The organism is Gordonia hongkongensis (assembly GCF_023078355.1).
In the GTDB taxonomy this organism is placed as follows: Bacteria; Actinomycetota; Actinomycetes; order Mycobacteriales; family Mycobacteriaceae; genus Gordonia; species Gordonia hongkongensis.
This window is the reverse complement of the sequence record NZ_CP095552.1, coordinates 573,010-591,785: the sequence shown is the minus strand read 5'-3', so window position 1 is coordinate 591,785 and position 18,776 is coordinate 573,010. Positions and strand designations below refer to the sequence as shown.

The 18,776-nt window shown below is 68.8% G+C and carries 20 protein-coding genes; 7 read left to right on the top strand and 13 right to left on the bottom strand.

The genetic code is table 11. From position 1 onward, the window contains the following. The first annotated feature begins 112 nt into the window (after positions 1–112). Both MVF96_RS02640 and MVF96_RS02635 read left to right on the top strand, forming a co-directional pair. The gene (locus tag MVF96_RS02640; RefSeq protein WP_065630684.1) at positions 113–622 is read left to right on the top strand and encodes a phage holin family protein; all 510 of its coding nucleotides are present in this window, start codon (positions 113–115) and stop codon (positions 620–622) included. Positions 623–625: 3 nt separating this feature from the next. After that, complete coding sequence (locus MVF96_RS02635; protein WP_065630683.1) at positions 626–1,690, top strand: alpha/beta fold hydrolase; 1,065 nt, start codon at positions 626–628, stop codon at positions 1,688–1,690. Here MVF96_RS02635 and MVF96_RS02630 read toward each other — a convergent pair. From MVF96_RS02630 to nth, 4 genes are all read right to left on the bottom strand, one after another. Next, positions 1,605–2,798, bottom strand: coding sequence for a MarP family serine protease (locus MVF96_RS02630; RefSeq protein ID WP_065630682.1), 1,194 nt, complete (start codon positions 2,796–2,798; stop codon positions 1,605–1,607). The genes MVF96_RS02635 and MVF96_RS02630 overlap by 86 nt on opposite strands. Beyond that, positions 2,795–3,631, bottom strand: coding sequence for an NUDIX hydrolase (locus MVF96_RS02625; protein WP_065630681.1), 837 nt, complete (start codon positions 3,629–3,631; stop codon positions 2,795–2,797). The genes MVF96_RS02630 and MVF96_RS02625 overlap by 4 nt, the downstream gene beginning before the upstream one ends. Continuing rightward, positions 3,628–4,248, bottom strand: a complete 621-nt coding sequence (locus MVF96_RS02620; protein ID WP_240199209.1) for a TlpA family protein disulfide reductase — start codon at positions 4,246–4,248, stop codon at positions 3,628–3,630. The genes MVF96_RS02625 and MVF96_RS02620 overlap by 4 nt, the downstream gene beginning before the upstream one ends. 80 nt (positions 4,249–4,328) lie before the next feature. Continuing rightward, positions 4,329–5,018: an endonuclease III gene (nth, locus tag MVF96_RS02615; protein WP_223258841.1), complete on the bottom strand. Its 690-nt coding sequence runs from the start codon at positions 5,016–5,018 to the stop codon at positions 4,329–4,331. A 333-nt stretch (positions 5,019–5,351) separates the two neighbouring features. Here nth and MVF96_RS02610 point away from each other — a divergent pair, with 333 nt between their 5' ends. Further along, positions 5,352–5,615, top strand: coding sequence for a hypothetical protein (locus MVF96_RS02610; protein WP_058251089.1), 264 nt, complete (start codon positions 5,352–5,354; stop codon positions 5,613–5,615). Positions 5,616–5,794: 179 nt separating this feature from the next. Next, entirely contained in the window at positions 5,795–6,469 is a 675-nt protein-coding gene (locus MVF96_RS02605) for a Crp/Fnr family transcriptional regulator (protein WP_068970215.1), read from the top strand. Between the two features lie 65 nt (positions 6,470–6,534). On the opposite strand, the gene MVF96_RS02600 is transcribed toward MVF96_RS02605, so the two are convergent. From MVF96_RS02600 to MVF96_RS02565, 8 genes are all read right to left on the bottom strand, one after another. Further along, positions 6,535–7,356: an MBL fold metallo-hydrolase gene (locus MVF96_RS02600; protein WP_065630678.1), complete on the bottom strand. Its 822-nt coding sequence runs from the start codon at positions 7,354–7,356 to the stop codon at positions 6,535–6,537. 77 nt (positions 7,357–7,433) lie between these two features. Beyond that, the gene (locus MVF96_RS02595) at positions 7,434–8,576 is read right to left on the bottom strand and encodes a flotillin family protein (RefSeq protein ID WP_065630677.1); all 1,143 of its coding nucleotides are present in this window, start codon (positions 8,574–8,576) and stop codon (positions 7,434–7,436) included. Between the two features lie 77 nt (positions 8,577–8,653). After that, positions 8,654–8,890, bottom strand: a complete 237-nt coding sequence (locus MVF96_RS02590) for a hypothetical protein (protein WP_058251086.1) — start codon at positions 8,888–8,890, stop codon at positions 8,654–8,656. A gap of 40 nt (positions 8,891–8,930) precedes the next feature. Then, positions 8,931–10,166 carry an MFS transporter gene (locus MVF96_RS02585; RefSeq protein WP_247451102.1) on the bottom strand — a complete coding sequence of 412 codons (1,236 nt, stop codon included), beginning with the start codon at positions 10,164–10,166 and terminating at the stop codon, positions 8,931–8,933. Continuing rightward, positions 10,163–11,662, bottom strand: coding sequence for an MFS transporter (locus MVF96_RS02580; protein WP_336284910.1), 1,500 nt, complete (start codon positions 11,660–11,662; stop codon positions 10,163–10,165). Before MVF96_RS02580 ends, MVF96_RS02585 begins: the two co-directional genes overlap by 4 nt. 187 nt (positions 11,663–11,849) lie before the next feature. Beyond that, positions 11,850–12,611 carry a TSUP family transporter gene (locus MVF96_RS02575; protein WP_165630705.1) on the bottom strand — a complete coding sequence of 254 codons (762 nt, stop codon included), beginning with the start codon at positions 12,609–12,611 and terminating at the stop codon, positions 11,850–11,852. Between the two features lie 8 nt (positions 12,612–12,619). Then, positions 12,620–13,093, bottom strand: coding sequence for a RidA family protein (locus tag MVF96_RS02570; RefSeq protein WP_159369926.1), 474 nt, complete (start codon positions 13,091–13,093; stop codon positions 12,620–12,622). Positions 13,094–13,095: 2 nt separating this feature from the next. Then, a complete protein-coding gene (locus tag MVF96_RS02565) occupies positions 13,096–13,260 on the bottom strand; it encodes a Sp36 family protein (RefSeq protein WP_004022081.1) in 165 nt (54 codons plus the stop codon). A 43-nt stretch (positions 13,261–13,303) separates the two neighbouring features. On the opposite strand from MVF96_RS02565, the gene bagA reads away from it, so the two are divergent. Both bagA and bagB read left to right on the top strand, forming a co-directional pair. After that, positions 13,304–14,374 (top strand): ATPase BagA, encoded by a 1,071-nt coding sequence (bagA, locus tag MVF96_RS02560; RefSeq protein ID WP_058251082.1) that lies wholly within the window; start codon positions 13,304–13,306, stop codon positions 14,372–14,374. Continuing rightward, positions 14,374–15,468, top strand: coding sequence for an ArsA family ATPase (bagB, locus tag MVF96_RS02555; protein WP_058251081.1), 1,095 nt, complete (start codon positions 14,374–14,376; stop codon positions 15,466–15,468). The genes bagA and bagB overlap by 1 nt, the downstream gene beginning before the upstream one ends. Positions 15,469–15,644: 176 nt before the next feature. Here the strand turns inward: bagB and MVF96_RS02550 are convergent, their stop codons facing one another. After that, complete coding sequence (locus tag MVF96_RS02550) at positions 15,645–15,953, bottom strand: WhiB family transcriptional regulator (RefSeq protein ID WP_004022078.1); 309 nt, start codon at positions 15,951–15,953, stop codon at positions 15,645–15,647. Positions 15,954–16,275: 322 nt separating this feature from the next. On the opposite strand from MVF96_RS02550, the gene MVF96_RS02545 reads away from it, so the two are divergent. Then, positions 16,276–18,723, top strand: a complete 2,448-nt coding sequence (locus tag MVF96_RS02545) for a penicillin-binding protein (protein WP_159371798.1) — start codon at positions 16,276–16,278, stop codon at positions 18,721–18,723. Positions 18,724–18,776 lie beyond the last annotated feature (53 nt).

The following is an 18,776-nucleotide window of genomic DNA, read 5'->3' as shown; positions in this document are numbered from 1 at the left end:
GCTCGCCACCCCATTCGACGGGTGGCTCGCCACCCCATTCGATGGGTGGCTCGCCACCCGGACCGCCCGCGCATGGCAACATATGGCCATCAGCCGAACAACGGAGGATTCTGTGAGCCCCAACGAGCACGGCCTGCCCGACGCGGGCCGGGACTCCGTCCCGTCGATCCCGCTCTCCGACGCCAACGCCGGCCGCAACGGCGAGCCGACGATCGGAAGCCTGGTCAAGGACGCGACCGCCAGTGTCTCCACCCTGTTCCGATCCGAGGTCGCGCTCGCCAAGGCCGAGCTGGTCACCGAGGCCAAGAAGGCCGGCGCGGGCACCGGGCTGCTCATCGTCGCCGGTGTGATGGCGCTCTACGCGAGCTTCTTCTTCTTTTTCTTCCTCGCCGAACTGCTCGACGAGTGGGTCTGGCGCTGGTTGGCGTTCCTCATCGTGTTCCTCATCCTGGTGGCGGTCACCCTGATCGCCGCGTTCGTCGGATACCTGTTCTTCAAACGCGTGCGCGGACCCGCGAAGACGATCGAGACGGTCAACGAACTGCCGACCGTCCTGCCCCACCGCGGCGCGGCGCACGACACCACCACGCACCCGAGAATCCCGCCCGCCCGCGAAGGGTGATCCGTGAGCGAGGAGCCCGACCCCTCGACCGTTCGTCTCCCGGGTGATTGGGAGCATCTCGACGTCCGCGCCAACGGAGTCCGTTTCCACGCCGTCCAGCCCGCCGGCGTTCCCGCCGATGACCGCCCGCTGGTACTGCTGCTGCACGGTTTCGGCGAGTTCTGGTGGAGCTGGCGACATCAGCTGACCGCGCTCACCGACGCCGGCTTTCGCGCCGTCGCAGTCGACCTCCGCGGCTACGGCGACACCGACAAACCACCGCGCGGCTACGACGGCTGGACCCTGGCCGGCGACACCAACGGCCTCGTCCGCGCGTTCGGACACACCCGGGCCACCCTGATCGGACACTCCGACGGCGGCCTGGTCTGCTGGGCGACCGCCGCGCTGCACCCACGCGTCGTCGACCGGATCGTCGTCATCGCGTCCCCGCACCCCCGCGCCCTGCGTCGACGCGTGTTGCGCGACAAGGCACAACGCGCACAGTTCTTACCTCTGTTCCTGCGCAACCAGATCCCCCGCCTCGGTGAACGGCAGGTCACCCGCGACGACGCGGCCTTCGTGTCCGACTACTTCGCGGAACGGTCGTCTGCCCCCTGGCGCGGTGAACCCGACTACGCGCACACCGTCGAACTCAACCGGTCGGCCATGCTGATCCCCAACGTCGCGCACTGCAGCCTGGAGTACCGGCGCTGGGCGTTCCGTTCGCAGTTCCGGCCCGACGGCGCCCGCTTCATGGAACTGATGGACCAGCGGCTGCATCTCCCCGTGCTGGCCCTCCGAGGCCGCGACGACCCGTACATCCTCGACGACGCGATTGCCGACAGTCACCGATGGGCCGCGCACCAGACGTATCGGCAGGTCGAGGGCAGCGGCCACTTCGTCCATCAAGAACAACCGGCCACGGTGACCGAGCACATCCTCGAGTTCCTACGCCACGAACCCGCACCCACCGCCGACGTCCCCCGCCGATCGGCCCGCAAGGTCAGGCGAGGACGCAGCGTTGCGTACTCACCCGCTCGCTTCGTCGCTCGGATTCGTCGAAGTCGGAGCGCACCTGGCGGGCGGTGAGCACGAAACCGGTCTCGTCGGCGGCATTCTCGGCCGCGCCGAAGACCACACCGAGCACCTCGCCGTCCGAGTTCAGCAGCGGCCCACCCGAATTGCCCTGCCGAATCAGACCACGGACGGCGTAGACCTCACGGGTCACCTGCCCGGTCCGGTAGATGTCGTCACCGGTGTGGGCGAAGACCGCACGCACCCGCAGCGGACTCACATAGAACGGTCCGGCCTCGGGGAAACCGAGTGCGATGGCGTCGTCCCCGGTCGACGCGGGGCGTGAGGCGAACCGCAGGGCCGGCGCCCGGAGGCCCGGGACGTCGAGCACCGCGATGTCGTTCTCGCTGTCGAAGAGCACGACGCGCGCCGGGAGCTGCGCCCCCGTCGAGGTCTGGACCTCCAGCCGTTCGGTGCCCGCGACCACGTGCGCGTTCGTCATGACGCGCTCCGGAGAGACGACGAACCCGCTCCCCTCGAGAGCCTGTCGGCAGCTCGGTGCCACGCCCTCGATCTTCACCACGCTGGGACGCGCCTGCGTCACCACCGGCAGTTCGGCCAGCGCCTGATCGGGAGGGTCGACGTTCGTCGACGGGGTGCTGACGAACGGGAGCTTCGGGAGTCCCGAACTGTCCAGGAGCGCCTTGAAGTCGTCCGGGATGTCGTCGACCCACTGCGGCGACACCGCGTCGACCCCGGTGAGCACCTTCGAGTCCCGAACCGCCCCGGCGATCGCCGGGTCGGCGGACTCGCGCAGCGGGATCGCCAGCAGGCCCGCGGCCAGCAACACCGCGACCACCTGTAGGAGCGAGCCGACTCCGCTGTCGACGGCGCGCAGCCCGGGCGACCGGATGCCACCGCGAGCCGCACGTCCCAGAACCATGCCGGCCACCTCGCCGACGACCACGAGCACGACCAGCACCAGAATCCCGGCGAGCACCCGCACCTGCAGATCGTCGAACTGCTCGATCAGGCGGGGCGCGAGCAGCAGACCGGCTACGGCGCCGAGTGCGACTCCGATGAACGCCAGGGCCGAGGCGACCGCACCCGACCGGTACCCGCTGGCCGCCGCGAGCAGGGCGATGCCGATCACGATGATGTCGACCCACGTCGAGCCGGTCATCGGGTACCTCCGGGCTCGGCGTTACCGGCGTCGACCACGTCGCGGTCGTCCGGGTGCAGCTCCGCGAACCCGGATTCCTGCCGGCTCCCGGCGAGCTCGATCATCTTCTCCAACGAACGAACGTCGGCGGAGTCCCACGGACGGTCCCAGCCGGACACCTCGCTGATGGCGGCGATGAGCCCACCCGTGAATCCCCAGACGAGCAACTGGTCGACGAAGAACGCGGGCCCCTTGTAGACGATGCCGACCGCCTTGCGGCGGACCTGGAACCGGTTGTCCGGGTTCAGCAACTCGCGCAGTTTGATCCGGTCCACGCGCGCGGTCTCGCCTTGGTCGACGACGCGCACCTCGCTCGGGCGGTGCCAGTAACCGATCACCGGGACGACGTCGAAGCCCGAGACCCCGACGGGAAAGCTCGGCAGGGTCGCGAGGATGGTCACCCCGGATGCGTCGAGGCCGGTTTCCTCGGCCGCCTCGCGCAGCGCGGTGCCCACCGGGAAGTCGTCGCCGGGATCGGCCGCGCCCCCGGGGAACGCGACCTGCCCGCTGTGCTGGCGAAGGGTGGGAGCGCGCTCGGTCAGCAGGACCTCGGCGTCGGCCGGCACCCCGCCGGGATGATCGTCGGCCGACTCCCACGAACCCGAGAACAGGATCAGAACGGCCGCCGACCGGGAGTTGGTCGGCAACATCGACGCCCAGCGCGATCGATCCCCGCCGCGGTTGTCGACGCTTTTCCTGACGGCGCTGACATCGTCGGTCAACGCCCGCAGCCACGGCGGGATCTCGTCCCTCGGGACCAGCGGTCCCGCATCGGCGCGCGAACGCCCGCTCATATCCGCACGCCCAGATGCTCGGCCACCGAATCGGCGATCTCCTCCGGACTGTCGAAGACACCGGGATAGACCTCGGCCACCGTGCCGTCGGGTCGAAGGAAGACGGTCGAGGGGAACACCCTGGGCGCGTTGATGGCCGCGGCCACCTTTCCGTCGAGGTCGAGCACGGACGGCAAGCGGACTCCGATCTCGGTGAGCAGCGTCAGCGGGAAGAACGGGTTGCTACCGCCTTCCTTGGCGTGCAGGGCCAGCACGGTGACCCGGTCGCCGGCCCGCGCGGCGAACTCCTCGAAGTAGGGCAGCTCGGTCTTGCACGGACCGCACCACTGCGCCCAGACGTTGATGACGAGCGGCCGGCCGGCCGTCGAGGCACCGAGGTCGTAGGGCGCTCCGGTGCTCAAGCAGGGTTCGACGACGCCGTCGAGGACGGAGTCCGGCGACTCCGGCAGTCCGGTGACCGGGCAGTCCGGCAGGTCGGCGGTGCTGCGCGCCTCCGCCAGACGCGCCTCGTCCACCGGCGCATCGATCGGGCGGACTCCACTCGACGAGGGCGGTGCGCTCGACATCGGCGACGGATCGTCCCCGCGCGGCCAGATCGCCACGATGAGCGCGATCATCACGACCACGAAGACCACGGTCCATCGCGCGGCGGGCGGGAAACGAGAACCCCGGGGCGACGCCGGGCCGCTTGGTTCGCTCACGGGGCCGCGATCCCGGCCAGCGCGAGGAGATGCTCGGTCTCCGGCCCCTTCACCAGGGCCGCGGCCTCGGTCTTGTCCATCGGTCCGGTGCCCACCGACGGACAGTCCTTGGCGAGGACGCACACCCCACACGCCGGCTTGCGCGCATGACACACCCGTCGGCCGTGGAAGATCACCCGGTGCGACAGGTCCGTCCACTCCCGCCGCTCGATCAGCTCGCCGACGGCGTGCTCGACCTTCACCGGATCGGTCTCCTCGGTCCACTGCCAGCGCCGGACCAGGCGGCCGAAGTGGGTGTCGACGGTGATGCCTGGCACACCGAAGGCGTTGCCCAGCACCACGTTCGCGGTCTTGCGCCCGAACCCGGGCAGCGACACCAGATCCTTCAGATTGTCCGGGACCTCCCCGTCGAACCGCTCGACGAGCGCCTGCCCGAGTCCGATGATCGAGTTCGCCTTGTTCCGGTAGAAGCCGGTGGGACGGATCATCTCCTCGAGCTCGGTGCGGTCCGCCCCGGCATAGTCCGCGGCCGTCCGATACCTGGCGAACAGCGCGGGGGTGGTCATGTTCACGCGCACATCGGTGCACTGCGCCGACAGGATCGTCGCCACCGAGAGCTCGAGCGGGTCGGTGAAGTCGAGTTCGCAGTACACGTGCGGGAAGGCGACCTGGAGGGTCCGATTCATCCGCCGAGCGCGCCGGACCAATCCGAGATGGGTCTCCTGCTTGCGTGCCGGGGTCGGTCCCGCGGCCGCAGACTTGCGTGCGCTCACCTGATTCAGGTTAGCGATGCGCACGGCGAAGCCCGATTCCGCTGGCCCCCGACACGGGGCGAAGCACTCTCACACACCCCCTGAATGGAACATCACCGCAGGTCAGAACCGCGTGTTCGCCCTGGGCGAAGGGCTGGTCACGGCCACATCGGCGTGCTCACGCGCAACCTACGGTCAGGTAACAAGTCAATGACGGCGGCCCTCTCGATGCGGTTCCGGGCGGGTCGATTGTGTTTACTTGTCCCCATGCACGGTCTCGCGGCGCTGCTGTTCCCGGCTGTACTCATGTTGTTCGCCATGGGCATGGACAAGGTCCAGTCCCGGATCGACCGCTCGGCGGTCTCACGCGATGAGGTGGAGGACTTCCTCGACTCGGCCGACGCCCAGAACGTCCAGACCCTCGCCCGCGAGGGCATGCCGGCCGCGCTCGACGAACTCCGCGACCGACGGGTCACCCGTCACGAATCAGCGGTGTCCGGCCACACCGAATCGCCGCAGCGGGCCAGCTGACCGGCCGTCGCCACCCCCGCTTCCGTACCGCCCGACCACCGCGTCGACACTCCGCCAATCGGACACACCCGCAATGAGCTTCCAGTGACCCATCCAACACATATGCTTGTGCGCGGGGTAGCGTAGCCAACGGCGCGATCTGACGCGGGCTGTAGAGAGATTCGAGAAAGGTTCCCTAGGTGGAAGAAGTACTGGCGCGGGCGGGCATATTCCAGGGCGTCGAGCCCTCCGCCGTCGCGGCGCTGACCAAGCAGCTTCAGCCCGCCGACTTCCCTCGCGGACACGTGATCTTCCACGAAGGCGAGCCCGGCGATCGGCTCTACATCATCATGTCCGGCAAGGTGAAGGTCGGCCGACGCTCGCCCGACGGACGCGAGAACCTGCTGACGATCATGGGCCCGTCCGACATGTTCGGCGAACTCTCCATCTTCGATCCCGGCCCCCGTACCTCGTCGGCGACGACGGTCACCGAGGTCCGCGCGGTGTCGATGGACCGTGACGCGCTGAAGGCGTGGATCAAGGACCGTCCGGAGATCGCCGAGCAGCTGCTGCGCGTGCTGGCACGCCGCTTGCGCCGCACCAACAACAATCTCGCCGACCTCATCTTCACCGACGTGCCCGGTCGCGTCGCCAAGCAGCTCCTGCAGCTTGCGCAGCGCTTCGGCACCCAGGAGGGCGGCGCGCTGCGCGTCACCCACGACCTGACCCAGGAAGAGATCGCCCAGCTCGTCGGCGCGTCGCGCGAGACCGTCAACAAGGCGCTCGCCGACTTCGCCCAGCGCGGATGGCTGCGCCTCGAGGGCAAGAGCGTGCTCATCGCCGACTCCGAGCGTCTCGCGCGCCGCGCGCGCTGACTCGAGTTCACCACGAAGCCGCTCGCTCCTCCGGGAGCGGGCGGCTTTGCTCTTCCCTCGAAGGGTCAGGCCTCGCGCAAATACTCCAACTGCGCCTTCACCGACATCCGCGCGGCGGGCCACAGCTTCTTGTCGACGTCGGAGTACACCTTGCGCACCACCTTCATCGGCTTCGCGTCGCGGGCCGAGACACCCATCGTGTCCAGAGCGGCGACGATCTGGTCGATCCGCTCCTCGCGATGCGCCTTGTAGTACCGCGCGACGGGGCCCAGATCGGGATGGTCCGGACCGTGCGCCGGGAGCAGTGCCGCTCCTTCCCCTTCGACGATCAGACGGTTCAGCGAGTTCAGATAGTCGCGCAACCCGCCGTCGGCGGGATCGAGCACGGTCGTGCCACTCCCGAGGATCGTGTCGCCGGTCAGGACCGCACGTTGTCCGTCGTGTTCGACGAGGAAGCTGACGGAATCCCCCGTATGTCCCGGGGTGAACAGCACCGTGATCCGCAGACCCGCGGCCTCGATCACCTCACGATCCCGCAGTGGCGCCCCGTTGCGGCAGTGCTTCTCCAACCGAGCGCGTACCGGCGCACCCGTGCGCTTGTGCAGGCGCGACACCCCGCCGGTGTGGTCGAAGTGCCGGTGGGTCACCAAGACCAGTGCGACCCCGGGCAATTCGGCGAGGCGCCGGGCGTGGTGTTTGTACTTCGGCGGTCCCGGGTCGATGACCACGCATTCCTCGCTGCCGGGAGCGCGCAGCACGTAGGTGTTCGTGCCGTCGAGTTCCATCATCCCCGAGTTGTCGCACAGCAGGACCGACGCGAAGGGGGTCACTTCCCGCAGCACCCCGTAGGCAGGGTGCGTGGGTGCGGCGTCGTTCGGTGAGCTCATGGTCCCCGAGCCTATCCACTCGGTGCGAGGAACCGGGCGAAGCCCGACGATCCGACCATGCCGAGTCGATCCCCGGGTCAGACCCCGCCGACCGTTGCACCGTTCACGGACTGCTCGCTGGCCGACCCGTCCACCACCGTGGGCGCCACCTGATCCTGCAGGCTGCGCAGCAGCGCGGCGCCCTGGGTGATCACACCGGTCATGATCTCGTTGACGCCCTCGGCCCCGTTGTACACGGTGAGGTTCGCGGTGCTGAGGCCCTTGGCGACCTCGCCGACAAGCGTGGGCAGGGCCTCGATGAGCTGCTGATCGAGGGCGATGCGGTTGTGCTGTGCGGCGGCCGCCGACTGGATCTCGACCGCCTTGGCCTCCGCCTCGGCGATGATCTGTCGTCGTAACGCCTCGGCCTCGGCCGGTTTCACCACTTCGGAGATCAGCTCCTGCTCACGCAGTTCGGCCTGCGCCTGCGCGAGCACGGACTGTTCGCGGATGACCTCCTGGTTGACCCGCGCCTGCGCGAGCGGACCGGCCTGGGCGGCTTCGGCATTGGCCTTGTCGGTCTCGGCCTTGATCGCAGCCCGCTTGATCGCGGTCTCCCGCTCGTAGTCGGCCTGGTTCCGCAGCGACTCCTGCTGCGCCTTCGCCGACTCCTGGTCGGCGCGAGCACGTTCGACCGCCGCCTCGCGCTGCACCTTGGCGATGTTCGGGGCAGCCAGCGCGTTGATGTAACCGGAATCCATGTCGTCGATCGACTGGATCTGGAACGAGTCGACGACGAGACCGATCGATCCCATCTCACGCTTGGACGCGTCGAGCACCTGACGGGCCAGGGTGTCGCGCTCGCGGATGATCTGCTCGACGGTCATCGAGCCCACGATGGAACGCAGGTGACCCGAGAAGATCTGTCCGGTCAGTTGATTCATCTCGTTCTCCTGCTCGGAGATGAAGCGCTGTCCGGCGTTGACGATCGACGCCACGTCATTGCCGACCTTGTGGGCGATGACCGCCCGCACGTTGAGTTGGATGCCCTGGGTCGTCACACAGACCTCTCGGATAGTCGCCTCGTGCAACGCCATCGACAGGAAACGGACCTTCCGGAAGAAGGGCATGACCCACTTCCCGTGCCCGACGACGACCACGAATGGCGCATCGTCGAAGTCGGACTTGGCGCCGGAGATCAGCATCGCCTCATCGGGTTCGGGAACGTAGTAGCCGAGCATGGTCTCTCCTCGAGCGGCAGGCGATATGTGTCGACGTCAGATCCTGCCGCATCCGGGACCTTTCGACGATCGGTTGTTCACATGGTTCGGTTCGCCGTGCCCGGGACCGGTACCCATGGCTCGACGTCGACGACTCGGCCGGAACGCTCGGCGATGACCAGAACGGGCGCGTCGAGCCCGATCGGTGCGGCGGCGCGGGCGAGGAACCGCTCGGTTCCGCCGGCCAACGGCAGTTCGATCTCCCCGAGGAGTTCGCCGCCCGGTATCGACATCGTCACCGTCCCGGTACGCCCGACGAGTTGCGATGCTGCCATCCGACGGCCTCCCCAGTGTCCCCGATCCGTGTGTCGAACCCTAGGCCATGGCGGTCCGTCGTCGGTCGCGGACACCGTCGAGCACCACGTAGGCCGCCGTGAGCACCGCGATCACGGCGGCGCCGAGCACCAGAACCCCGTAGCCGAAGGCCCCGACGACGAGTCCGGAGAGCGCGCCCGCGGCCGCGCCGGCCAGACTCATCGCGGTGTCCGAAACCCCCTGCGCCGGTGCGCGTCGCGCGGTGTCGACACTGTCGGTGAGGAGCGTGGAGGCCGCCACCGTCGACGCCGACCATCCCACGCCGAGCAGGACCAGCGCGACGACGAGACCCGTCTGCGATTCCGCGACGACGAATCCGACGACGCAGCTGACGACGAGTGTCGCCTGACCGCCGAGGATCACCGGGATCCGGCCGGTCCGGTCGGCGAGCAGGCCCATCACCGGTGCGAGCGCGTACATCCCGGCGATGTGCGCGCTGATCGACAGGCCGACCAGCGTCACCGAGGCGCCCCCGTGATGCATGTGGACCGGCGTCAGCGCCATCACCCCGACCATGACCGCGTGCGCCGACACCACCGCGGCCATCGCGGCCCGCGCCGGCGGCGAGTGCGTGATCGCCGAGAGCCCCTCGGCCAGCGACACTTTGACACGACCCCCGTCCGTTTCGCAGGTCACCACGACCAGCGGGTCGGGGCGGAGGCCGACGAACAGCACGGCCGCCGCCCCGAAGCACCCGACCGCACCCACGAGGAACGGACCCGACAGATCGGCCATCGCGAACCACCCGGCGACGGTGGCGCCGATCGGGACCACCGCCGGCCCGATCACCGCGCCGACCATCGTCGTCCACACCACGAGCGAGAGGTCGCGGCCACGAGTGCCGGCCGACGACAGATCCGTTGCCGCGAAACGTGCCTGCAGGCTCACCGCGGTGCCCGACCCCACCCCGGCCATCCCGACGAGCATCAACGCGAACCAGCCGCGATCGACGGCGGCGGCCACGACCAGCGAACCGGCCCCGGCGATCACCAGGCCCGTGGTCAACGCGGGACGCCGCCCGCGTCCGGCGGCCAGGGACGCCAACGGGAGACCGGCGGCCGCGGCCCCCAGCGTGACCACGGTCGTCGGTATGCCGGCGAGGGACGCCGTTCCCGACAGTTCCTCACCGAGGATCGCCCCAAGCGCCAGGGCTCCGCCCATCGACAGGCCGGCCAGGATCTGGGCCGTGCACAGCAGGACGATGGTCCGCCGTTGCAGAGCGACGTTCTCACTCATGATCGCGGACGACCGGGTCTGCTCCGCATCCGCAGCGAATTGATCGTGCCGAGAACACCCGCAGCGAGTGGGACCACCAGCGCCACCTGTAGCGCGACCGGCCGGACTTCGGTGTTGATCCGGATGATCTCGTCGCTTACGTCCGTGGGCTGCCCGGCCAGCAACTCGGTCAGTTGTGTATTGCTCATGACCTGTGCGTCGTCGTCGAGCACCTGCGCCACCCGCTGCTGTTCCGCGGGCGCCAGGACCTCGCTGGACTCTGCCTCGCGCGCGAATCCGAAGGCGAGCGAGGCCAACAGGATCGCACCGGCACTCGCGAGTCCGAAGGACAGACCGAATGATCCGGCCGCAGAGTTGGTTCCGGCCGCCTCGCTCACACGCTCGTCGCTCATCGGCCCGAGCGTGTAGTCGTTCAGCTGCGAGACGAGCAGCCCCAGGCCGGCACCCGCCACGACGAGTGGCACGACGAGACCCCAGCCGAAGTCCGCCCGCGTCACGATCGGGAGCAGAACCGCGACCCCGAGCGTGAGCAAGCCGAAACCGATGAGCACCAACGTCGACGGGGGCCGGGTGTGTGTCCGCCGACCGGCGACCAGCGCGACCGCGAACATGCTGAGCGACAGGGGCGCCAGGGACAACCCGGCCTCCATGGCGTCGTACTCGAGGACCATCTGCAGATAGATCGGCAGCGAGATCATGATGCCGCCGAGAGCGATCTGCTGCAGCAACTGCTGGCTGACGCCCAGGCGGAACGGCTTGGAGCGAAACAGGTCCGGGTCCAATAGCGTGGGCCGCCCGGCGCGCCGCCGGCGGGTCAGCCACCAGGTCAGTCCGCCCAGACCCGCGGCACCCAGGACCAGCAGGATGCCGACGGCCTCACCGCCCTCCTGCCAGACGAGGATCCCCAGCACGATCCCACCCATTCCCAGCACCGAGAGCAGAGCACCGACGGGGTCGACTCCCCGTGGACCCGTGTACTCGACGTCGCGGACCAAACCGATGCCGCACAACACGATCGCGATGATGACGACCTCACCGACGAAGGCGATCCGCCAGGACAGGTATGTGGTGATGAAACCGCCCAGGAGCGGGCCGACGGCGGCCGCGATCGCGGCGGCGGCGCCCACGAGGGCGTAGACCCGCTTCTGGTCGCCGCCGTGAAAGTTGCCGTGTACCAGCGACTGCATCGCGGGCAGGAGCAGGGAAGCCCCTATCCCGCCGACGATCGCCCAGAAGACGATGATCGTCGTGAGACCTTGTGCGAGCGCCATGGCCGACGCGCCCACGGCATAGGCGAGCAAACCGATCACGTAGGCCCGCCGGCGACCGATCAGATCCCCGACCTTGCCCCCGATCAGGATGAACGCGGCGGACACCAACGCCTCGAGCGCAATCGCCGACTGCACACCGCTCACGGTCGTGTCCAGATCACGGACCACCGCCGATATGGACACATTCATGAACGAGGTGTCCACGACGAGAACGAACATCGCCATCGCGAGGAGCAGCGCGAGGACCCGCTGCTTTCCCGACAGCGGCGTCGCGGCCTCGGAAGCCGTCGAATCGCTGATGATGCACCGCCTCTACGACGATCGGGTCGCGACCCGTCCGCTGCGGGGTCGACGAGGAGAGCATAGTTCGGCCGATGCCGTTCCACAGCGCTGTCCGCCGAGTCCGGCCACCTCAGCCGACGATCAGGTCGTACCCGAGCTTCCCCACCATCACGACGACGACGGCCAGCAGGACCCACCGCACGAACGAACTGCCGCGGCCGATCGCCATGTGCGAGCCGATCTGGGCGCCGACGATGTTGGCGACGGCCAGGCCGAGACCCAAGAGCCACAGCACATTTCCCTGCAGGCCGAAGACCGTGAGGGCGCCGAGGTTGGTACCGGTGTTGATGACCTTCGCCATCGCCGAGCTCTCCAGGAAACTCGTCCCGACCAGCGCGGTCAGGCTGATGATGAGGAAGGTACCGGTCCCGGGACCCATCACCCCGTCGTAGAAGGCCACGACGACACCGGCCAGCACGAGGCCCGCGATCGTCGAGACGCGCGAGCGCGGTCCCGTCGACGCGTCAGTCCCGAAGCCGGGATTGAGCGCGACGAACAGTCCGACGCCGACCAGCATGACCAGCACGATCGGCGTGAAGATCTCGGTGGGCAGGACGACGGCCACCGTCGCGCCGAGGGCCGAGAAGGCGAGCGCCGCAACGAACACCGGGATCAGGCGACGAAGATCGATCCGGACGTGCCGCACGTAACGCCACGCTGCCGACGCGGTCCCGAAGACCGCCGCCAGCTTGTTGGTCCCCAGGGCCGTCGCGATCGGCAACCCCGGCTGGGCGATCAGCATCGCCGGGATCAGGACGAGGCCACCGCCGCCGACCACGGCGTCGACCCACCCGGCCGCGGCGGCTGCCACGACCAGCAGCGCGACGTCCAATGGAGACGTCAGGCCACTTCGACGATCAGTTCCACCTCGACCGGCGCACCGAGCGGGAGTTCGGCGACGCCGACCGCGGACCGGGCGTGCACACCGGCGTCGCCGAAGATCTCACCGAGGACGTCCGAAGCCCCGTTGATCACGGCCGGCTGACCGGTGAAGCCCGGTGCGGACGCGACGAACCCGACGACCTTGACCACCCGGACGACCGAGTCGATCCCGACGAGTGCGTGGATCGCGGCGAGCGCGTTCAGCGCGCAGACCCGGGCTGCTGCCGTCGCCTCGTCCGGCCGAACGACGCCTTCGGCGCCCTCGTGGACCTTGCCCCGCGCCGACAGTTCGCCGTCGACGATGGGCAGCTGTCCCGAGGTGTAGACGAGGTTGCCGGTGCGCACGGCCGGGGTGTAGCTCGCCACCGGTGGCACCACCGACGGGAGTTCGATGCCCAGTTCGGCCAGACGATCGGTCCACGTGGTCGCCATGGTCAGCCCTTCGGTCGCTTCAGGTAGGCGACGTGCTGCTCGCCGGTGGGACCGGGCAGAACCGAAACCAGTTCCCAACCGTCTGCGCCCCACTGATCGAGGATCTGCTTCGTGGCGTGCGTCAGCAGCGGCACGGTCACGTATTCCCACGCGGTCACTTCACTCATGGACTCACCCTATCTGGCGACGGTCAATGGATAAGGTGTTGCGGTGGCCAACGAACAGGGCTCACGATCCGGGTCGGGCGAGGCGCTCGATTCCGGCGTGACAGACAACTCCTCCGTCGCGCGCGAGAACGAGTGGCCGGCGGCCGCCGCGCGCGCTCGCCTGCACTTCGTGACGGGCAAGGGCGGCACCGGCAAGACCACGATCGCCGCGGCGCTCGCACTCGCGCTCGCCGCCGACGGCAAGAAGGTCCTCCTCGTCGAGACCGAGGGTCGCCAGGGCATCGCGCAGGTCTTCGACATCCCGCCGCTGCCACCCACCGACACCCGCATCGCGACCGCCGAGGGCGGTGGCGAGGTGTCCGCGCTGGCCATCGACATCGAGCACGCCCTTCTCGAGTACCTCGACATGTTCTACAACCTCGGCTTCGCCGGCCGCGCGATGAAGCGGATCGGCGCGATCGACTTCGTGACGACCGTCGCTCCCGGACTCCGCGACGTCCTGCTCACCGGCAAGATCAAAGAGCGCATCATCCACACCGACAAGCAGGGCAACCGCGTGTACGACGCGGTGGTCGTCGACGCGCCGCCGACCGGCCGGATCGGCAATTTCCTCGACGTCACCCAGGCCATGGCCGACCTCGCCAAGACCGGCCCGATCCGCAACCAGAGCGAAGGTGTCGTCCGCCTGCTCCACTCGGAGGAGACGATCATCCACCTGGTGACGCTCCTCGAGGCGATGCCGATCCAGGAGACGATCGAGGCGATCGACGAACTGCGGGGCAAGAACCTCAACCTCGGCAGTCTCGTCATCAACCGCGTCAGCGAACCCCACCTGCCGGCCGAGGTGATCGACGAGATCGCCGAAGGTCGGGTCGACGCGGGGCGTGTCGAGGACGGCCTCACCGCCGCCGGACTCAAGCTCGCCGACGGGGACCTGGCCGGCCTGCTCACCGAGACGATCGAGCACGCGACCCGCCTGCAGGCGCAGCAGATCGCCAAGGCGCAGCTCGACGAGGTGGAGATGCCGACACTCGAACTGCCGTCCCTCGGTGACGGCGTCGACCTGGGGTCGATCTATGAGCTGGCCGACCTCCTCCAGAAAGCGGGTGCGTGATGCCACTCGACCTCAAGATGGGCGCGGTGCTCACCGACCCCGCGACCCGCGTCGTGATCTGTTGCGGCGCAGGCGGAGTCGGCAAGACAACGACTGCTGCCGCGATGGCGATGTACGCCGCCGAACAGGGCCGGACCGTGGCCGTGCTGACGATCGACCCGGCCCGGCGCCTGGCGCAGTCGCTCGGGATGTCCGAACTCACCAACGACCCGCAGCCGGTCGCGATCGACGGCAAGGGCACGCTCGACGCGATGATGCTCGACATGCGGCGCACGTTCGACGAGATGGTGCTCGAGTACTCCACTCCCGAACGCGCCGAGGCGATCATGCAGAACGCCTTCTATCAGACGGTCGCCTCGTCGTTCTCCGGGACGCAGGAGTACATGGCGATGGAGAAGCTCGGCAAGCTTCTCGAGCAGGACCACTGGGACCTGATCGTCGTCGACACCCCGCCGTCGCGCAACGCACTGGACTTCCTCGACGCCCCGCAGCGGTTGGGGTCGTTCCTGTCCGGGCGTCTGATGAAGGTGCTGGTCGGCGGCGGTCGCGGCGTCGGCCGGATGGTGACCGGCGCGATGAGCCTGGCCATGCGGGGTGTCTCGACGATCATCGGCGGCGAGATGCTCCGCGACGTGGCGACCTTCGTGCAGTCACTGGACTCGATGTTCGGCGGCTTCCAGGACCGCGCCGCGAAGACCTATGCCCTGCTGAAACAGCCGGGCACCCAGTTCGCGGTGGTGGCTGCGGCCGAGGCCGATGCCCTGCGGGAGGCCGCGTTCTTCGTCGACCGCCTGTCCGAGGAGTCGATGCCACTGGCCGGACTGATCCTCAACCGGACCCACCCGAACCTGACGTCGATCCACGAGGAGGCAGCGCTGGTCGCCCTCGAATCGGTCAACGACGAACTGGCTCGCGGTGTACTCCGGATTCACGCGGATCGGGCCGCCACCGGGAAGCGCGAACTCCATCTGCTGCAACGGTTCACGGCGTCGCACCCGCGGGTGCCGATCGTCGGGGTCCCGGCGCTGCCGTTCGAGGTGGCCGATGTGACCGCCCTGCGCGCGGTGGCCGAGCAGATCACCGGCCGCGGCTGATCACCGAGCGCGACGAGCCGTCCCCCGCTGGTTGAGAAGGCGAGGAGCGTGCGACGAGCCGCCTCCCGCTGGTTGCAGGCGAGGAGCGTGCGCCGAGCCCCCCTGCTGGTTGAGCAGGCGAGGAGCGTGCGACGAGCCGTGTCGAAACCACTCGACACGGCTCGGCGGAGAAGAGGTCAGACGGCGTCGCGATGACGCCGGCGCTGCGCGGCGAAGAACGCCGACCAGGACGTGACCTCGGGGTGCTGGCGGAGGAGTGCGCGACGCTGACGTTCGGTCAGTCCGCCCCAGACGCCGAACTCGACGCGGTTGTCGAGTGCATCGGCACCGCATTCGAGCTGCACCGGGCAGTGGCGGCAGATCGTGGCGGCTTTGCGCTGGGCCGCGCCCCGCACGAACAGATCATCGGGGTCTCCCCCTCGACAACGCGCCTGAGCAACCCACGCCAAGCGATCCTCTTCGTTGGAAACTGCCGCTGTCGCCATCCGCCACCCCTACCTGTCGTGTCTGCGTAGCTGCGAGAACGTCTCGACCTCGCTGCTCAAGCCACATTTGTAACGAACTGTTAAGTGAGTCACATTCTGCACTCAATCTAGGGATCTGTGCTTGGGGGCGCAACCCCTGGAGCGAACAAAGTGGGACAACCGTGCAAACTCATCCGAACAGACGGCCCGCGGACGGTGGCCTCCGGCGCATCCGCCCGGCGACCCGCGGGCACCCCGACCGTCGGCTCGGGACCACGCTGCGCCGATGCCGCGGGCGAGGCAGGACGATGTTCGGAACGAACGCACGTATCCTGTCGGGGTGATGTCGAAGAAACTGTGGTCGCTGGCGTGGGCGAGCCTGCTGGCCGGAGTTCTCGTCGCCGGCCTGCTGTACCCCGTGGCCAGCGGAATCGGCGTCGTCTCCAACCGGGCGGCGGCCGCTGTCGAGAACGTGTCCTCCGAACTGCTCAACGGCACGTTGCCGGAGGTCACCACGATGACCGACGTCGACGGGAAGCCGATCGCGGTGCTGTTCGACCAGTACCGGTATCAGGTGGGCTACAACGACATCTCCCCCGACATGATCCGAGCGATCATCTCCGTCGAGGACCGGCGGTTCCTGGAACACGACGGCGTCGACTGGAAGGGCACCATCCGTGCCGCTTTGAAGAACTCGTCGTCGGGCGAGGTCCAGCAGGGTGCGTCGACGCTCGACCAGCAGTACATCAAGAACTATCAACTCCTGGTCCTCGCACGGACCGAGGCCGACCGCCAGGCCGCGATCGAGACCACACCCGCGCGCAAGCTCCGCGAGGTGCGCATGGCGCTCACCCTCGAGCAGACCCTCATCGATCAGGCCAAGCGCGACAAGGGGCTCGACGACGCCGCCGCCAAGCAGGAGGCCAAGAAGCAGATCGTCACCCGGTACCTGAACGTCGTGCCGTTCGGGAACAACGCCTACGGCATCGAGGCCGCCGCGCAGACCTATTTCGGCATCCCCGCCAAGGACCTGCGGGTCGAGCAGGCCGCGTTGCTGGCCGGCATGGTGCAGTCCAGCTCTGCGCTGAATCCGTACTCGAACCCCGAAGCCTCCCTCGCGCGCCGGAACGTCGTGCTGGACACGATGATCGACAACTTCCCGGAACGGCGCGCCGAGCTCGTCGCGGCCAAGGAGGCACCCGTGGGCGTGCTCCCGAGTCCGCGGACCCCGACCCAGGGCTGCATCGCGGCCGACAACAACGGCTTCTTCTGCGACTACGCCCTTCAGTTCCTGGCCGAGAACGGCATGTCCCGCAACTCGGTCCTGCGCGGCGGCTACATCATCCAGACCACGCTCGACCCCGAGGTCCAGCGGTCCACGGTGCGGGCGGTGAAGAGTCAGGCCAGCCCGACCGCCGACGGCGTCGCCGACGTGATGAGCACCCTGCGTCCGGGCAAGAAATCGCACGACGTGCTCTCGATGGCGTCGAGCCGCGACTACGGTCTCGATCTCAACCGCGGCGAGACGATGCAGCCGCAACCCTTCTCGATGGTCGGCGACGGTGCCGGCTCGGTGTTCAAGATCTTCACCGTCGCCGCCGCGATGGAGAAGGGTCTCGGCGCCGGTTCCACCATCCCCGTCCCCGGGTCCATCGCCGTCGAGGGCATGGGCAACAGCGGCGGGGCCAACGGGTGTCCCGCCAATGCGTACTGCGTCAAGAACGACGGCCGCTACCCGGCGTCGATGTCGGTGACGAACGCCCTGGCACAGTCGCCGAACACCGCGTTCGTGAAGCTGCTGCAGCAGGTCGGCGTCAAACCGGCGGTCGACATGGCGGTCCGCCTGGGCCTGCGTTCGTACACCATCCCCGGGTCGTCGGGTTACGGCGAGAAGAGCATGGCCCAGTACGTCAAGGACGGGAACTTCGGCTCCTTCACCCTCGGCCCGCTGCCGCTCAACGGCCTCGAGCTCGCCAACGTCGCCGCCACCATCGCGTCGGGTGGCACCTGGTGCCCGCCCAACCCGATCAAGTCGATCAGCCAGATCAAGCGGGACCAGTACGGCAACCCGGTCATGGGACCGGACGGCCGGCGCGCCCTGACCGCGGTGCCGTTCACGCCACCGCCGTGCGAGCAGGTCGTGGACGAAGGCCTGGCGCACTCGCTGGCCAACGCCATGAGCAAGGACGACGTGGGCGCCGGCACCGCGGCCGGTGCCGCGGGCTCCGCGGGCTGGACGCTGCCGATGTCGGGTAAGACCGGCACGACGGAAGCGCACCGCTCCTCGGCATTCGTCGGGTTCACCAACCAGATCGCCGGCGCCGCGTACGTCTACAGCGACGGCCCGAACCCGCAGGGCGTCTGCAGCAGTCCGCTGCGCTCCTGCTACGACGGCGACCTCTACGGCGGCATGGAACCGGCGCGCACCTGGTTCCAGGCCGTCAAACCGGTGGCGACGAAGTTCGGCCCCGTCAGCCTGCCCCCGATCGACCGCGAGTACTGGAACGGCAGCGACCGGGGCCGTATCCCGCAGGTCAGCGGCCTGCCCGCCAGCGAGGCCACATCGCGCCTGCAGGGTGCCGGGTTCAAGGTCAGCGAGCTCGACGTGGACAGCGGACGCCCGCAGGGCACCGTGGTCTTCACCGCACCGTCCGACTCGGCCATGCCCGGCAGCACCGTGACGATCTACGTCAGCAACGGCCGCCGCGCCGGCGGGGACGAGGGCGGCCCCACCGAGACCACCGTCGTGGTACCCGGTGTCGGCCCGGTGGTGATCCAGCTACCCGGCTGACCCGCGATCAGACAATCGACGCCCCGCCCGCGCTGCTCACGAAACCGGGGCGG

Coding starts and splice junctions, on each gene's coding strand:
- MVF96_RS02630 (WP_065630682.1), bottom strand. CDS start 2,798: ATGACCGGCTCGACGTGGGTCGACATCATCGTGATCGGCATCGCCCTG.
- MVF96_RS02625 (WP_065630681.1), bottom strand. CDS start 3,631: ATGAGCGGGCGTTCGCGCGCCGATGCGGGACCGCTGGTCCCGAGGGAC.
- MVF96_RS02620 (WP_240199209.1), bottom strand. CDS start 4,248: ATGATCGCGCTCATCGTGGCGATCTGGCCGCGCGGGGACGATCCGTCG.
- nth (WP_223258841.1), bottom strand. CDS start 5,018: ATGAATCGGACCCTCCAGGTCGCCTTCCCGCACGTGTACTGCGAACTC.
- MVF96_RS02610 (WP_058251089.1), top strand. CDS start 5,352: ATGCACGGTCTCGCGGCGCTGCTGTTCCCGGCTGTACTCATGTTGTTC.
- MVF96_RS02600 (WP_065630678.1), bottom strand. CDS start 7,356: ATGAGCTCACCGAACGACGCCGCACCCACGCACCCTGCCTACGGGGTG.
- MVF96_RS02595 (WP_065630677.1), bottom strand. CDS start 8,576: ATGCTCGGCTACTACGTTCCCGAACCCGATGAGGCGATGCTGATCTCC.
- MVF96_RS02590 (WP_058251086.1), bottom strand. CDS start 8,890: ATGGCAGCATCGCAACTCGTCGGGCGTACCGGGACGGTGACGATGTCG.
- MVF96_RS02585 (WP_247451102.1), bottom strand. CDS start 10,166: ATGAGTGAGAACGTCGCTCTGCAACGGCGGACCATCGTCCTGCTGTGC.
- MVF96_RS02580 (WP_336284910.1), bottom strand. CDS start 11,662: ATGGCGATGTTCGTTCTCGTCGTGGACACCTCGTTCATGAATGTGTCC.
- MVF96_RS02570 (WP_159369926.1), bottom strand. CDS start 13,093: ATGGCGACCACGTGGACCGATCGTCTGGCCGAACTGGGCATCGAACTC.
- MVF96_RS02565 (WP_004022081.1), bottom strand. CDS start 13,260: ATGAGTGAAGTGACCGCGTGGGAATACGTGACCGTGCCGCTGCTGACG.
- bagB (WP_058251081.1), top strand. CDS start 14,374: ATGCCACTCGACCTCAAGATGGGCGCGGTGCTCACCGACCCCGCGACC.
- MVF96_RS02550 (WP_004022078.1), bottom strand. CDS start 15,953: ATGGCGACAGCGGCAGTTTCCAACGAAGAGGATCGCTTGGCGTGGGTT.
- MVF96_RS02545 (WP_159371798.1), top strand. CDS start 16,276: ATGTCGAAGAAACTGTGGTCGCTGGCGTGGGCGAGCCTGCTGGCCGGA.